Raw genomic sequence first — 14,668 nt, forward strand, 5'->3', positions numbered from 1 at the left:
AAGGCTGGCGAACGGAAGAATAACCTTATCAATTGCAACAAAGTCCGCCGGGCAAGGCATTTTTTATTTCTTAATAATCAAGTACTTGCAGAGCATCCCCGGGCATGGATTTTCGACTGCCTCTTATTTCCGCAGCAAAAAAAATTGTGCATAAGTCGGTATTTCTTGCTAAGGCGCAGCAAAGAAAAAGGCAGGCTTCCGCGGGGAAGCCTGCCTCTCTACCCCTGTGCCAGGGCAATGCGCTTGCTTACTGGCCGCTGCGCATGGCGCGGCTCATGCTGTGCACGGCTTCCACCATGGCTGCCACCGATTCCGGCGGCGTGAACTGGGAAATACCATGGCCCAGGTTGAACACGTGACCCGTGCCTGCCGACGGCGCGCCAAAGGCGTTGAGCACTTTCGCCACTTCGGCGCGGATCTGCTCGGGGCTGGCGAACAGGATGGCCGGGTCGAGATTGCCCTGCAAGCCCACTTTATGCCCGACCAGCTGGCGCGCGCGCGTCAGGTTGACGGTCCAGTCCAGGCCCACGGCATCGGCGCCGATGTCGGCGATCTGTTCGATCCACTGGCCGCCGCCCTTGGTAAACACGATGGCGGGAATCTTGACGCCATCCTTGTCGCGTTTCAGCTGCGCCACCACTTGCTGCATGTAGGCCAGCGAGAATTCCTGGTAGGCGCCATCGGCCAGCGCACCGCCCCACGAGTCGAAGATCATCACGGCTTGCGCGCCGGCATCGATTTGCGCATTCAGGTACTGTGCCACGGACGTGGCGTTAATCGCCAGGATGTGGTGCATCAGGTCGGGGCGGTTGTACAACATCTTCTTGATGGTATGGAACTCTTTCGAGCCGCCGCCTTCCACCATGTAGCACGCCAGGGTCCACGGGCTGCCGGAAAAACCGATCAGCGGCACGCGGCCATTGAGTTCCGTGCGGATTTGCGTGACGGCCTTGAAAACGTAGTCGAGCGACTCCAGGTCCGGCACTTGCAAGGCCTTCACATCCTGCTCCGTGCGCAGCGGACGCTCGAACTTCGGACCTTCGCCATCGGCAAAATACAGGCCCAGGCCCATGGCGTCCGGCACCGTCAGGATGTCGGAAAACAGGATGGCCGCGTCGAGCGGGAAGCGCTCCAGCGGCTGCAAGGTCACTTCGGTGGCGTAATCGGGATTCTTTGCCAGGCCCAGGAAGGAGCCGGCCCGCTCGCGCGTGGCGCGGTATTCGGGCAGGTAGCGGCCCGCCTGGCGCATCAGCCAGACAGGGGTGTGCTCGGTCGGCTGGCGCAGCAGGGCGCGCAGGAAAGTGTCATTCTGGAGCGGAGCAAATTGTGGCATGGCAGGCAATCGAGCTGGGAGAAGCGGTATTATCGCATCCAATCACCGCCAAATCATTGATTCCGGTGCCGCTTTGCAGCATTTGCCACGCACAGCGATGACTTTCGTTGTGCCGGCCCTTCCTTTATGATGATGCACGCCGCCGCGCTGCCTGACGCCGCCTGGAGGCCCCCCTCTTTCCACCACGACACGGAGCCCGCATGACCTCGACCGCATCCAGCACCCCTTATGGCATCTGGCCATCGCCGATCAGCGCGGCCATCGTCGCCGCTGGCGCCTCGCCGCTGACGCAACTGGCCCTGGGCGGGGCGGATGGCGCCGATGTATTCTGGCTGGCCGGACGCGCCAGCGAGGCGGGCCGCAACACCCTGCTGCGCCAGCGCGGCGCGCGGGTCGATGAACTCACGCCAGCGCCGTTCAATGTGCGCACCCGCGTGCATGAATACGGCGGTGGCGCGTATGCCGTGGCCGGCGATACCGTGTATTTTTCGCATTTCGCCGACAATTGCCTGTACCGCGTGGCCGGCGACGCCGCGCCCGAAGCGTTGACCACGGGTGGCAACACGCGCCACGCGGACTTCATCGTCGATGCGGCCCGTGCCCGCCTGATCGCCGTGCGCGAGCAGCATCCGGCAGAAGGCCACGCGCATCCGGAAAACTGCCTGGCCGCCGTCGGCTTCGACGGGTGTGAAACGGTGCTGGCGCGCGGTCACGACTTTTATGCCGCGCCGCGTTTGTCGCCGGACGGCAGCCAGCTGGCCTGGATCAGCTGGGACCACCCGCGCCTGCCGTGGCAAGGCACGGAACTGTGGCTGGCCGACGTGCACGCGGACGGCAGCCTGGGCTCACCACGCCTGATCGCCGGCGGCGCGCGCGAGTCGATTTGCCAGCCGGAATGGTCGCCGAACGGCTTGCTGCACTTCGTTTCCGACAGCAGCGGCTGGTGGAATCTGTACCGCCTGCACGGCGCCGACATCGAGGCGCTGTGCCCGATGGAAGCGGAATTTGCCACGCCGCACTGGACCTTCGGCGCCAGCATGTACGGTTTTCTGTCCGACGACGAGATCGTCTGCACGTATATCCAGGCCGGCATCAGCTACCTGGCGCAATTGAATGTGGCCGAGGCGAAACTGGAGCCGATTCCCCACCCGTACCAGGAAATCCGCGAACTGCGCGTGGGCCCCGGCTTCGTCGCGCTGCTGGGCGGCAGCCCCACCATCGCGCTGGAACTGGCGCGCATCGACCTGTCGAACCATGAGCTGGAAGTGCTGGCGCAATCGATCACGCAATTGCCCGCGCTGGCTTACCTGTCCGTGCCGCGCAGCTTGAGTTTTACCAGCAGCAATGGCCGCACGGCGTACGCCTTCTTTTATGCACCGACCAATGGCGACGTGCAGGCGCCGGCAGGCACATTACCGCCCGTCATCGTCATCAGCCATGGCGGCCCCACCAGCATGGCCAGCAATACCTTGAAACTGGCGACGCAGTACTGGACCAGCCGCGGCATCGGCGTGCTCGACGTTAACTATGGCGGCAGCAGCGGCTTCGGCCGCGAATACCGCGACGCGCTGCGCGGGCAGTGGGGCATCGTCGACGTGGAAGACTGCATCGCCGGCGCGCGCTACCTGGCCGCCAACGGCCTGGCCGACCCGGAACGCCTGATCGTGCGCGGCGGCAGCGCGGGCGGCCTGACGACCCTGTGCGCCCTGACCTTCCACGACGTCTTCAAGGCGGGCGCCAGTTACTATGGCGTGTCCGACCTGAAGGGCCTGGACGACGATTCGCACAAGTTCGAATCGCGCTATACCGATTACCTGATCGCCCCGCAGCCGCAAGCCGAGGCGCTGTACCTTGAGCGCTCGCCCATCCACCACACGGATAAATTGTCGCGCCCGATGATCTTCTTCCAGGGCCTCGATGACAAGGTGGTGCCGCCGCAACAGTCGCAACAGATGGTCGACGCCCTGCAGGCGCGCGGCGTGCCCGTCGCGTATGTACCGCTCGAAGGCGAGGGACACGGCTTCCGCAAGGCGGAAAACATCGTGCGCACGCTGGAAGCGGAACTGTATTTCTACCAGCGCGTATTCGGCCTGCCCGTGGCGGCTGGCGAGCCTCCCGTGCAGATAGCCAACTTGCCCGCATGACCGATCCGCATGCAGACCAGCTCCTGCTGGACGAATTCGCCGCCCTGGAGCAGCACGAACGAATGATCCTGGCCTTGCTGGCGATTGCGGGCGAGCCGGTGGGCAAGCATGCGGTGTATGAACACTTGCAGCGCGCCAATGTCGTCGAGCCGGACGGCACGCCGTTTGCCCTGCTCACCGTCACGGGCATGCTGCAGCATTTGACGCGGCACGCGCTGGCGTCCGAAGTGGTGGGACGCGGCTATGCCTGCGAAGCGAAGCTGCGCTGGCCCGCCATGCGCGCCGCCATCGAACACCTGGCGTTCCGCGACCTGTGCCAGGCCATCGAAACCATCAACCCCGTGCGCCGCAACTGGGATGGCTATGTGGAATTGCGCAGCTACCGGCAAGGCGTGGCGCGCTTGCGCATCGCCCTGCTGCGCAATGACGAAGTGCGCCATGTGGCCGCCATCCTGGCCGCCTGCATGGCGTGCTATGAAGCGCAGCAGCTGCATCCGCTGATCGAGATTTTCGGCCGCCCGTTCGAGCCGGAAATGCTGTCTTTCGTCATGCCGCAACTGCAGGATGACATCCTCGCCGTGCTGCTGGGCAACGCCCCGCGCGAGCCGGCCACGGCGCACGCCATCCGCAGCTATGCGCGCGCGCACCACGCGCGCCAGGCGGCGGCCGGCGACCATATCGGCGCCGCTCTGCCGCTGGCCTTGGCCGAGGATGCCCTGCTGTGCGGCGAACTCGACGCCGCTGCGCGCTACCTGGCAGGCCAGCAGGGGCCGCAGGCGCTGTTTGTCGACAGCAGCATCGCCCTGTTGCGCGGCGAACACGCGCAGGCCGTGGCGGGCTTTGAAACAGCCCTGAAAGGATTGCGCAAGGAGGCGGGCAAGCGCAAGCTGTGCTTTACGGGCATCGGCGGCCACCTGTACGTGCTGGCCCTGCTGCGCGGCAACGACGCCAAGCTGCTGAAAAGCGCGGAAACCTACCTCGATATCGCGCTGCACGCGCAGCCGAACCACGACAGCATCGTCTACCAGCAGTTCAATACCTTGCGCCTGGTGCGTGCCGGCGTCATGCTGGCGGAAAGCATCCCCACGCGCAGCTGGGAAACGGGCTTGCAGGCGCAGCTGTTCCAGGCCTTGCTGTACTACTGGCTGGCGCTGCCGCAATTGAACGAGCGCAAGGATCAATTGCGCCTGCTGGTGCAGCAAGCCGACGCGGCCGGCTATGATTTGATTGCGGCGCAGGCGGCCGGCTTGCTGGGCTTGCTGGGCGAGCCGCAGCAGGAGCGCTATGCGACGGCCAAGCGGGCGCAGCATGGCTTGACGGACATGGCGCCGTGGTTCGAGCGCCAGGAAGCGTGGCAGCGCCAGCTGAGCGCGCTGATCAACCTGCAACAGAACGCACCCGCCGAAGCCATCGGCAGCGTCTCGCGCCTGGTGTGGCTGGTGGCATTCGACCCGCGTTTCGGCCTGACGGCCGTGGAAGTGCGCGAGCAGAAACGCGACGCGCGCGGCGGCTGGAGCAAGGGCCGCGCCATGGGCCTCAAACGCCTGGCCGAAGAGGCGGGCGACATCGATTTCCTCACGCCGCAAGACGCCCGCGCGGCCGGCAGCATCGCACCGTTCAAACAATATTATTCGTCTGCACCGCGCTATGAAATCGAGCTGGACAAGGCCGCCATCTTGCTGGTGGGCCACCCGCTGGTGTTCTGGCTCGACCATCCTGACACGCGCGTGGAACTGATCGCCGGCGCGCCCGAGCTGCTGATCAAGTCGCACGAAGGGCAGCTGTGGCTGGGCATGCAGCCGCCATTACCCGACAACGGCGGCAACGTCGTGGTGCAGCGCGAGACGCCGACACGCTTGCGCGTGGTGCACATCCTCGACGAGCACCGGCGTATCGGCGCCATCGTGGGCCTGGGTCTGTCCGTACCGCTGCATGCGGAAAAAACAGGTGATGCAGGCGATCGGCGCCATTTCATCGATGGTCACCGTGCAATCGGATATCGGCGGCGGCGCCGGCGACGCGGAAGTCATCACGGCCGACCACCGTCTGCACGTGCATTTGCTGCCGTATCAGCAAGGTTTGAAAATGCAGATTTTAGTGCGCCCCCTGCTCGACAACGGCGCCTATTACGCGCCCGGCAGCGGTGCCGAAAGCGTGTTTGCCGACGTGGCGGGCCGTGCCGTGCAAGCGCGGCGCGACCTGAATGCCGAACGCGAAGCGCAGCGCCAGTTGATCGGTAAATGCCTGGTGCTGGAAGAGGCGGAAGAAGAACACGGCGAGTGGCTGCTGGGCCAGCCTGCCCTGGGCTTGCAACTGCTGGTCGAGCTGCAGGCGCTCGATCCCGCCGCTGTCGGCTCCGGTATCGTGCTGGCCTGGCCCGAAGGCGAAACCATGCGCGTGTCGAAACGCATCGACAGCGGCCAGATGCGCCTCAATATCAAGAGCGAAAAAGACTGGTTTGCCGCCAGCGGCGAAGTGCAGATCGATGAAGACAAGGTGATGGATTTGCGCGCCCTGCTCGACTTGATGCAGAACAATAAAAGCCGCTTCGTGGCCTTGGGCGACAACCAGTTCCTCGCCCTCAGCGACGAATTGCACCGCCGCCTGTCCGAGCTGGCCGCGTATGGCGAAGCGCATGCCGATGGCGTGCGCATCCACCCGCTGGCCGCCTTCGCGCTGGAAGAGCTGGCCAACGATGCGGGCGGCGTGAAGGCCGACAAACTCTGGCGCGAACACTTGCTGCGCCTGCGCGCCCTCGACGACTATCAGCCGCAGCTGCCCAGCACTCTGCAGGCGGACTTGCGCGACTACCAGCTGGCCGGCTACGCATGGCTGGCGCGCCTGGCGCACTGGGGCGTGGGCGCCTGCCTGGCCGACGACATGGGACTCGGCAAGACGTTGCAGGCGCTGGCGCTGATCCTGGCGCGCGCACCCAACGGCCCCACCCTGGTGGTCGCCCCCACGTCCGTGTGCATGAACTGGATCAGCGAAGCGCAGCGCTTTGCGCCCACCTTGAAGGTCAAACTGTTCGGCAGCGGCGACCGCGCCGACATGCTCGATACCTTGCAGCCGTTCGACCTGGTGGTGGCCAGCTATGGCTTGCTGCAGCAGGAAGCGGCCCTGTTTGCCGGCGTGCGCTGGCATACCATCGTGCTCGACGAAGCACAGGCGATCAAGAATGGCGCCACCAAGCGCTCGCAAGCCGTGATGGCCTTGCAAGGGGATTTCCGCATGCTGGCCAGCGGCACGCCGCTGGAAAACCATTTGGGCGAACTGTGGAATCTTTTCCGTTTTATTAACCCCGGTTTGCTGGGTACCCTCGACCAGTTTAATTTGCGCTTTGCGGGACCGATCGAAAAGGATCAGGACAAGCGGGCGGCGGCCGGCGCGCGCCTGCGCTTGCGCCGCCTGATCGCCCCCTTCATCTTGCGCAGGACAAAAACGCAAGTGCTGTCCGAATTGCCATCGCGCACGGAAATCGTGCTGGAAGTGGAACTGTCGCCGCAGGAAACGGCGCTGTACGAATCGTTACGCCGCGAAGCGCTGGAAAAGCTGGCCATGGTGGAAGGGCCGGCGTCGAAGAAAGCCATCCAGATCCTGGCCGAAATCATGAAGCTGCGCCGCGCCTGCTGCAATCCGCAACTGGTGGCGCCGGAACTGGGCCTGGCCAGCAGCAAGCTGGCGGCCTTCGCCGAGCTGCTGTCGGGCTTGCTGGAAAACCGCCACAAGGTGCTCGTCTTCAGCCAGTTCGTCGACCACTTGAGCCTGATCCGCCAGCACCTGGAACAGCATGGCGTCAGCTATCAGTATCTCGACGGCAGCACGCCCATGCAGGAGCGCAAGCGCCGCGTCGATGCCTTCCAGGCGGGCGAAGGCGACGTTTTCCTGATCAGCCTGAAAGCGGGCGGCATGGGCATCAACCTGACGGCGGCCGACTATGTGATCCACATGGATCCGTGGTGGAATCCGGCCGTGGAAGACCAGGCCTCGGACCGCGCCCACCGCATGGGGCAATTGCGTCCCGTCACCATTTACCGCTTGGTGGCGAAACACACGATCGAGGAAGGCATCGTCGAATTGCACCAGCATAAGCGCGACCTGGCCGACAGTTTATTGGAAGGCAGCGATGCAGCCGCGCGCATGTCGGCAAGCGACATGCTGGGCATGCTGCAAGAGGGGTTGAAAAAATGAACGACGAAGCCGCGTTCCATGCGATGATCGTTTTTCCGCTCTTCTTTCTTGCCCCATGACCGACTACATCGCCACCAGCGCCGGCCAGCGCGCCACCTTTCTGTGCGGCAAATCCTGGACCGCCTATGTCAGCACTTTCGTCATTGCCGTGCTGCTGTTCTTTGCCGCCCTGCCGCTGGCCTTCAAGTACAACGCGCGCGCCGCCTTCGTGGTGCTGATCGGCTCGGCCCTGATCGTCGGCTACCGCCTGCTGACCATCCGCAGCTATCAGCTGTACATTGATGAGGCGGGCGTGTGGCTGGCCTCCGGCATCTTGCCGTGGAAAAAGAAACTCATGGGTGTCAAATGGCGCGACATGGATGAAGCCGTCTACGAAACCAATTTCTGGAGCTGGCTGTTCCAGTCCTATACGGTGCGCGTCAGCCAGCGTTACACGCAAGACATCGAAATCCACGCCACCGGCATGGCGCGCGGCAAGGATGCCGTGGCGGCCATCAATGCGCGTCAGCAGGAGATGCTGCAAGGCAGCGCCATCGTCGTCTAGCGGGGCTGGCTGGCCTGGCAAAAAACTGCGCAAGCGCGGCAATTAATGCTAATCTTTGGCCGCCCTGGCAAGCAAAGCCAACCTTTCAATAGTTGTTTGTTACTTATATTATCAGTTTATTATTTTCTGATGAGGGCAAACAACAAAATATTCAAGAGATAAACTATGCTGACAAGAAATAAAGTTGCGCTCGCCGCATTGATGCTGGCCTTTACCCTGACACCGGCCAGCGCCGCCAAGAAGCCGCAGAAGAACGGCAAGGCCAGTACCAGCAGCAGCAAGAAAAAAACCGTCACCAAGAAAGCGGCCGTCGTCAGTGCCGCCACGGCAGCCACGGTCGCCGCCGTCGCCAGCGAGAATAGCAGCGACCGCTCCATGAATAACCTGAGCGGCCAGTTCCTCACGGCCCTGTGGCGCCTGGACCCGGAAAGCGCGATTTCGGTCGGCAAGTACGATGGCGCCGCCAACCTGAGCATTCCCGACGCGGCCAACCGCCAGAAGCAACTGGCCTTCATCGAAGAATGGCTGGGCAAGTTCGGCAAGCTGAATGCGAGCAAAATGTCGGACAAGCAACGTACCGACCTGGCCTTGCTGACGAATAAACTGCAATCGGACCGCTGGTATCTGACCACCTTCCGCGAATTCGAATGGAATCCCGCCCAGTACAACGTGGCCGGCTCCATCGACTTCATCCTGAACACGGAATACGCGGCGCAGCCGCAGCGCCTGCGCACCCTGCTCAAGCGCATCGCCAGCGTGCCGCAATACTATGCGGCCGCGCGCGCCAGCATCATCAACCCCACGCGCGAACACACGCAGTTGGCCATCGCCCAGAGCGCCGGCGTGCTCAGCGTGCTTGACGACCTGAACAAAACGGCACAGGCGTCCATCCTGACGCCGCTCGAAAAACAGCTGTACAACGCACGCATCGCCGCGGCCCGCTCGGCCGTGCAAGGCTATGCCGCCTGGCTGACGGAGCAGGATGCCGCGCTGGCGCAGAACGGCAACGCGCGCTCCTTCCACATCGGCAAGGACTTGTACGAACAGAAATTTGCCTACGATATCCAGGCCAGCGTCAGCGCCGAGCAGATGTACCAGAAAGCCCTGGCCGCGCGCGAAAAGTTGCTTGAGCACATGGATAGCCTGTCCGACGAGCTGTGGGTGAAAACCATGGGCGCCACGGCCAAGCCGGTGGACCGCACGGCGAAGATCGGCATGGTGATCGACAAGCTGTCCAGCAATCACGTGGCGCCCGCCGATTTCGTGCCGGAAATCCGCCGCCAGATCCCCGAGTTGCAGGAATGGGTGACCAGCCACAACCTGCTGACGATGGACCCGAAAAAGCCCTTGGTCGTGCGTGAAACGCCCGCTTACCAGCGCGGCGTGGCCGGCGCCAGCATCGAGGCGCCCGGCCCCTACCGTCCGCAGGACCGCACCTATTACAACGTGACCCCGCTCGACGGCGAAACGGCGGAACAGGCGGAAAGCAGCTTGCGCGAGTACAACCACTGGATCTTGCAGATCCTGAACATCCACGAAGCCATCCCTGGCCACTACACGCAGCTCGTGTATGCCAACAAGTCGCCGTCCTTGGTCAAATCGATCTTCGGCAACGGCGCCATGATCGAAGGCTGGGCCGTGTATGGCGAACGCATGATGCTTGAATCGGGCTATGGCAACAATGCGCCGGAAATGTGGCTGATGTATTCGAAGTGGAACTTGCGCAGCGTCACCAACACCATCCTCGACTACAGCGTGCACGTGCAGGGCATGACGCAAGAGCAGGCGCTGGACCTGCTGACGCGCCAGGCCTTCCAGACCAAGCGTGAAGCGACGGAAAAATGGCGCCGCGTGCAGCTGAGCTCGGTGCAACTGACCAGCTATTTCAGCGGCTACAGCGAAATCATGGACTTGCGCGAACAGCGCAAGCAAGCGCTGGGCAGCAAATTCGTGCTGAAGGATTTCCACGAGCAATTCCTCAGCTACGGCAGCGCGCCCGTGAAAGTCATCAAGGAACTGATGAACTAAGCGGCGCTCGCCGTCAGCTTGCAAAGGGCGCTGCGGCGCTGCATCCGTTTGCGCCGCCGCAAACCGCCAGCGCCCCTGCCCATTAAGCTGACGGGAAGGCAGGCGCCACCGCACTCCTCACTGGCAATCGCCGATTTTTCTGCTAGGGTGGTAGTCAGGAGCGTCCATGCATATGCCCATCCAGTTCGACACCCTCGAATACGCCAAACGCCTCGCCTCGGCCGGCGTGCCCACGCAGCAAGCGGAAGCCCATGCGGCAGCCTTGGGTGATGTGCTGGGGTCGGCAGTCGTCGTGCATGGCGAACTGGCGGCGCTGGAGCGCAATATGCTGGGAGAAATCAAGCTGGTGGCGCAAAGAGTCGACACCAGGGTAGGAGCCCTGGATATGAAAATAGATGCGCTGGAACTGAAACTCGACAGCAGAATAGATACACTGGAACTGAAACTTGATAGCCGAATAGATGCACTGGAACAGAAGTTCGATAGCAGAATAGATGCACTTGAACAGAAGTTCGATGCCAGATTCGATAACTCCGAGCAGAAGTTCAATGCCAGATTCGCTACTTCCGAGCAAAAATTCGAGGCCCGCCTGGAACGCCTGGACTTGCGCCAGGGCGCGGACATGAAACACGTGTACTGGATGATGAGTACCTTGATCCTGCTCAACCTGGGCATCCTCAGCAAACTGATGCTGCAGTAAGCACTCACATCCCCCTCTGGCAATAAAAAAGCCGCTGCTCCCGAGAGAGGTCAGCGGCTTTTGTCTGCGCCTGTGGCTGCCGTCTAGGACGCTTCTTCCGGCGCCTGGGTGGCCCTGACGAAGATGGGCGCCACCAGCAAGCCCAGCTCGAACAGCAGGCACATGGGGATGGCCAGCGAGAACTGGCTGACCACGTCCGGAGGTGTGACGATGGCGGCAATCACGAAAGCGCCGACGATGATGTAGGGACGCACTTCCTTGAGTTTCGCAATAGTAACCAATCCCATGCGCACGAGGATCACCACCACCACGGGCACTTCGAACGTCGCGCCAAAGGCCAGGCACATCGACATGACGAAATCGAGGTAGTTTTCGATATCGGGCGTCACCGCGATCGACGATGGCGAAAAATCGCTGATGAAGTGGAAGACGCGGCCAAACACGAAGAAATAGCAGAAGGCCACGCCGGCCATGAACAGCAGGGACGAGGAAATGACCAGCGGCGCGATCAGGCGCTTTTCATGCGTGTACAGGCCGGGCGCGATAAACGCCCACATCTGGTACAGCACCCAGGGTAAGGCGACGATGAAGGCGATCACCAACGTCACTTTCATTGGCACCAGGAACGGCGAAATGACGCCGGTGGCGATCATTTTTGAGCCGGCCGGCAGCGAAGCGATCATCGGCTCCGCAATAAAATCGTAGATTTGCGAGGGGCCGGGCCAGTAGAACAGCACGGCGCAGACGACGGCGATACCGATCGAGGCCTTGACCAGGCGGTTGCGCAGCTCGACCAGATGCGAGATAAAGGTTTCTTCCACCGGGGATTTGCTACTCATGAGTAAAAGGAGGAGGAACTGGCGCGCGGACGGAAGCGCGCCACGCGGGCGGCCGCCGACTGCACGTGCTGTTTGCCGCCATGGCGCTGCTTGTACCAGCCAGGGATGGCGGAATTGCGCACCAGCTTCTTGCGGCGGAATTCACGCGCCTTGCGGGCCAGGTCTTCATTGGTGGCGCGCAGCATGGCTTCATGCGCATCGTGGTGCCCATCATACGCGCTGGAATCGCCGCGCCAGGCGTTTTCCACCTCGGCCAGGTTGCCGGAGATCGAGTTTTCCACGCCATGCATGGATTTCTCCACGCTTTGCTTGACGGAATGGGCTGCATCCTGCACTTCCTTCTGCAGGTTTTTCAGCTCTTCCATTTCAATTTCGCGCGAGACTTCGGATTTCACCTGGTTCAGGTAGCGTTGCGCGCGGCCATACAGGGTACCGGCCATGCGCGCCACTCTCGGCAACTTTTCAGGGCCGATGACTATCAACGCAACCACGCCGATGATGGCGATTTTAGAGAGACCGAGATCGATCATAAGCGGACAAGGGCTGTTACCGGACGAGGCAAGCGCCCCGCCACGCTATCAGAACTTGCTTTTCTCTTTCGTCTCGACGTCGATGGTGCTTTTGTCGGCCACTTGCGATGGCGCAGCAGGAGGGGTGTTGGCTGCCGGCGCGTCATCGTCGCCCTTGACGCCATCCTTGAAGCCTTTGACGGCCTTGCCGATATCACCGCCGATATTGCCCAGTTTCTTGGTGCCGAAGACCAGCATCACAATGACCAGAACGATCACCCAGTGCCAAATACTCAATGAACCCATCACATTCTCCTTGCGGGACGGTGCCCGAATAGCGTCGACCAATGCCGGTAGTATACACGTGAACCCGGCGCACAGCGAAATCAGTGTTGACCGCGCCAGGGGCGGGGGCCGCCGTACACATGCATGTGCAGGTGATACACCTCTTGCCCACCGTTCGGGCCGCTGTTGATCATGGTCTTGAAGCCGCCGGCGGGCGTGCCATCGGCCTCATACGTGACGGCGCAGCCGAATTCGGCAGCGAGTTTCGGCGCCAGGCGCAGCAGCTTGCCCAGCATGTCCGCGTGGCTGTCGTCGCAGTCGGACAGGCTGGCCACGTGGCGCTTCGGGATCAGCAGCAGATGCACGGGGGCGGCCGGGTTGATGTCCTTGAAGGCCAGCAAGTCGTCATCCTCATACACGATGGTCGAGGGAATTTGTTTTGCAGCAATCTTGCAGAAAATACAGTTATCCACGCACGCTCCAGTAGGTCAGTGTTTGTCTGTTTCGCCGGCGTCGCGCAATTCATCCTTGCGTGCCGCTTTCTCTTCCAGGCCGGACAGGCCTTCGCGGCGCGCCAGCTCGTCGAGCACCTGCTGCGGCGTCAGGTCGAACTGCGCCAGCATCACCAGCGAGTGAAACCACAGGTCGGCGCATTCGTACAAGACCTTCGACGGGTCGTTGTCGCGGCGCGCATCCTTCGCGGCCATCACCGTTTCCGTCGCCTCTTCGCCGATTTTTTTCAAAATGGCATCGTCGCCTTTGGCAAACAGGCGCGCGACATAGGAGGTGGCGGGGTCACCGCCGTTGGCCAGCTTGCGCGATTCGATCACGGCGGCCAGGCGCTTTAAAGTTTCACTCATTTGCTCTTGCTTTCCGCGTAAATCGTCTCAGGGTCTTTCAGCACGGGGTCGGTGATTTGCCATTCGCCCGTTTTTTCGTCGCCTTCGAACTTCTGGAAGAAGCACGAATGGCGGCCCGTATGGCAGGCGATGCCGCCAGCTTGCTCGATCTTCAGCAAGACCACGTCTTCATCGCAATCGAGGCGGATTTCCAGCACTTTTTGCGTGTGGCCCGATTCTTCGCCCTTGTGCCACAGTTTTTTGCGGGAACGGCTCCAGTACACGGCTTCGCCCAGTTCCACCGTGCGCGCCAGCGCGTCGCGGTTCATCCAGGCGAACATCAGCACATCATTGCTGCCCGCTTCCTGCGCGATCACGGGCACCAGGCCGTGCTCGTCCCATCTGACCTTTTTGAGCCACTTGGCATTGCTTGCTACGATGGTTCCGTTTTGCATGTTCTATATCCTGGGTACTATTTTGTTTACGCCAGACGCATGGGAATGCCCTGCTGCGCCATGAAACGCTTGGCTTCCTGTACCGTGTGCTGGCCATAGTGGAAGATGCTGGCGGCCAGCACGGCATCCGCGCGGCCCACCTTGATGCCGTCGACCAGGTCTTGCAAGCCGCCCACGCCGCCCGAAGCGATGACGGGGATGCTGACGGCGTCGGACACGCCGCGCGTCAAGCCCAGGTCAAAGCCCACCTTGGTGCCATCGCGGTCCATGCTGGTGAGCAAGATTTCACCTGCGCCCAGACTTTCCATCTTTTTGGCCCATGCAAAGGCGTCCAGACCCGTGGCAGTGCGCCCGCCATGGGTAAACACTTCCCACTTGCCGGGCGACACCTGCTTGGCGTCGATGGCCACGACGATGCATTGCGAGCCGTGCTTTTGCGATGCCTCAAATACCAGCTGCGGGTTCGTCACGGCCGAGGTGTTGATGCTGACCTTGTCGGCGCCCGCGTTGAGCAGCCGGCGCACGTCTTCCACCACGCGCACGCCGCCGCCCACGGTCAGCGGAATGAACACTTGCGAGGCGACGGCTTCGATGATGTCGAAGATCAGGCCGCGATTGTCGCTCGACGCGGTAATGTCGAGGAAAGTGATTTCATCGGCGCCCTGCTCGTCATAACGGCGGGCGATTTCCACCGGGTCGCCGGCGTCGCGCAATTGCGTGAAGTTGACGCCTTTGACGACGCGGCCATTGGTCACGTCGAGGCAGGGGATGATACGTTTTGCAAGCATGATGGGTTCCAGA

14 protein-coding genes are annotated in these 14,668 nt (G+C 62.2%); 6 read left to right on the forward strand and 8 right to left on the reverse strand.

The features are described from left to right. Positions 1-247 precede the first annotated feature (247 nt). Positions 248-1,333, reverse strand: a complete 1,086-nt coding sequence (gene hemE, locus C8C92_RS00680) for a uroporphyrinogen decarboxylase (protein WP_071075009.1) — start codon at positions 1,331-1,333, stop codon at positions 248-250. 200 nt (positions 1,334-1,533) lie between these two features. On the opposite strand from hemE, the gene C8C92_RS00685 reads away from it, so the two are divergent. The 6 genes from C8C92_RS00685 (at position 1,534) to C8C92_RS00705 (ending at position 10,940) form a co-directional block, all read left to right on the forward strand. Beyond that, positions 1,534-3,477, forward strand: coding sequence for a prolyl oligopeptidase family serine peptidase (locus C8C92_RS00685; protein WP_116742757.1), 1,944 nt, complete (start codon positions 1,534-1,536; stop codon positions 3,475-3,477). Then, a complete protein-coding gene (locus tag C8C92_RS27685; RefSeq protein ID WP_243420075.1) occupies positions 3,474-5,717 on the forward strand; it encodes a hypothetical protein in 2,244 nt (747 codons plus the stop codon). Before C8C92_RS00685 ends, C8C92_RS27685 begins: the two co-directional genes overlap by 4 nt. 286 nt (positions 5,718-6,003) lie before the next feature. Continuing rightward, positions 6,004-7,668: a DEAD/DEAH box helicase gene (locus C8C92_RS27690; RefSeq protein WP_347708480.1), complete on the forward strand. Its 1,665-nt coding sequence runs from the start codon at positions 6,004-6,006 to the stop codon at positions 7,666-7,668. Between the two features lie 55 nt (positions 7,669-7,723). Next, complete coding sequence (locus tag C8C92_RS00695; protein WP_096232605.1) at positions 7,724-8,212, forward strand: hypothetical protein; 489 nt, start codon at positions 7,724-7,726, stop codon at positions 8,210-8,212. A 168-nt stretch (positions 8,213-8,380) separates the two neighbouring features. Then, a complete protein-coding gene (locus C8C92_RS00700; protein ID WP_116745798.1) occupies positions 8,381-10,240 on the forward strand; it encodes a DUF885 domain-containing protein in 1,860 nt (619 codons plus the stop codon). A 166-nt stretch (positions 10,241-10,406) separates the two neighbouring features. After that, positions 10,407-10,940: a hypothetical protein gene (locus C8C92_RS00705; RefSeq protein ID WP_116742758.1), complete on the forward strand. Its 534-nt coding sequence runs from the start codon at positions 10,407-10,409 to the stop codon at positions 10,938-10,940. A gap of 83 nt (positions 10,941-11,023) precedes the next feature. Here the strand turns inward: C8C92_RS00705 and tatC are convergent, their stop codons facing one another. The 7 genes from tatC to hisF form a co-directional block, all read right to left on the reverse strand. Further along, positions 11,024-11,779 (reverse strand): twin-arginine translocase subunit TatC, encoded by a 756-nt coding sequence (tatC, locus tag C8C92_RS00710; protein ID WP_099761547.1) that lies wholly within the window; start codon positions 11,777-11,779, stop codon positions 11,024-11,026. After that, positions 11,776-12,309: a Sec-independent protein translocase protein TatB gene (gene tatB, locus C8C92_RS00715; protein ID WP_116742759.1), complete on the reverse strand. Its 534-nt coding sequence runs from the start codon at positions 12,307-12,309 to the stop codon at positions 11,776-11,778. The genes tatC and tatB overlap by 4 nt, the downstream gene beginning before the upstream one ends. A gap of 48 nt (positions 12,310-12,357) precedes the next feature. After that, positions 12,358-12,594 carry a Sec-independent protein translocase subunit TatA gene (gene tatA, locus C8C92_RS00720; RefSeq protein WP_071075001.1) on the reverse strand — a complete coding sequence of 79 codons (237 nt, stop codon included), beginning with the start codon at positions 12,592-12,594 and terminating at the stop codon, positions 12,358-12,360. A gap of 80 nt (positions 12,595-12,674) precedes the next feature. Next, on the reverse strand, positions 12,675-13,046 hold the full coding sequence (locus C8C92_RS00725) for a histidine triad nucleotide-binding protein (RefSeq protein ID WP_099761542.1): 372 nt from the start codon (positions 13,044-13,046) through the stop codon (positions 12,675-12,677). 15 nt (positions 13,047-13,061) lie between these two features. Beyond that, entirely contained in the window at positions 13,062-13,433 is a 372-nt protein-coding gene (locus C8C92_RS00730; RefSeq protein WP_034753849.1) for a phosphoribosyl-ATP diphosphatase, read from the reverse strand. Further along, on the reverse strand, positions 13,430-13,867 hold the full coding sequence (gene hisI / locus C8C92_RS00735) for a phosphoribosyl-AMP cyclohydrolase (protein ID WP_071074999.1): 438 nt from the start codon (positions 13,865-13,867) through the stop codon (positions 13,430-13,432). The genes C8C92_RS00730 and hisI overlap by 4 nt, the downstream gene beginning before the upstream one ends. A 26-nt stretch (positions 13,868-13,893) precedes the next feature. Next, positions 13,894-14,655, reverse strand: coding sequence for an imidazole glycerol phosphate synthase subunit HisF (gene hisF, locus C8C92_RS00740; protein ID WP_096232613.1), 762 nt, complete (start codon positions 14,653-14,655; stop codon positions 13,894-13,896). Between the last annotated feature and the right edge of the window lie 13 nt (positions 14,656-14,668).

Origin of the sequence: Janthinobacterium sp. 78, from assembly GCF_003096775.1 — a bacterium.
In the GTDB taxonomy this organism is placed as follows: domain Bacteria; phylum Pseudomonadota; class Gammaproteobacteria; order Burkholderiales; family Burkholderiaceae_D; genus Janthinobacterium; species Janthinobacterium tructae.

Coding starts and splice junctions, on each gene's coding strand:
- tatA (WP_071075001.1), bottom strand. CDS start 12,594: ATGGGTTCATTGAGTATTTGGCACTGGGTGATCGTTCTGGTCATTGTG.
- tatC (WP_099761547.1), bottom strand. CDS start 11,779: ATGAGTAGCAAATCCCCGGTGGAAGAAACCTTTATCTCGCATCTGGTC.
- C8C92_RS00685 (WP_116742757.1), top strand. CDS start 1,534: ATGACCTCGACCGCATCCAGCACCCCTTATGGCATCTGGCCATCGCCG.
- C8C92_RS00695 (WP_096232605.1), top strand. CDS start 7,724: ATGACCGACTACATCGCCACCAGCGCCGGCCAGCGCGCCACCTTTCTG.
- hisF (WP_096232613.1), bottom strand. CDS start 14,655: ATGCTTGCAAAACGTATCATCCCCTGCCTCGACGTGACCAATGGCCGC.
- C8C92_RS27690 (WP_347708480.1), top strand. CDS start 6,004: ATGCAGAACAATAAAAGCCGCTTCGTGGCCTTGGGCGACAACCAGTTC.
- hemE (WP_071075009.1), bottom strand. CDS start 1,333: ATGCCACAATTTGCTCCGCTCCAGAATGACACTTTCCTGCGCGCCCTG.
- tatB (WP_116742759.1), bottom strand. CDS start 12,309: ATGATCGATCTCGGTCTCTCTAAAATCGCCATCATCGGCGTGGTTGCG.
- hisI (WP_071074999.1), bottom strand. CDS start 13,867: ATGCAAAACGGAACCATCGTAGCAAGCAATGCCAAGTGGCTCAAAAAG.
- C8C92_RS00730 (WP_034753849.1), bottom strand. CDS start 13,433: ATGAGTGAAACTTTAAAGCGCCTGGCCGCCGTGATCGAATCGCGCAAG.
- C8C92_RS00705 (WP_116742758.1), top strand. CDS start 10,407: ATGCATATGCCCATCCAGTTCGACACCCTCGAATACGCCAAACGCCTC.
- C8C92_RS27685 (WP_243420075.1), top strand. CDS start 3,474: ATGACCGATCCGCATGCAGACCAGCTCCTGCTGGACGAATTCGCCGCC.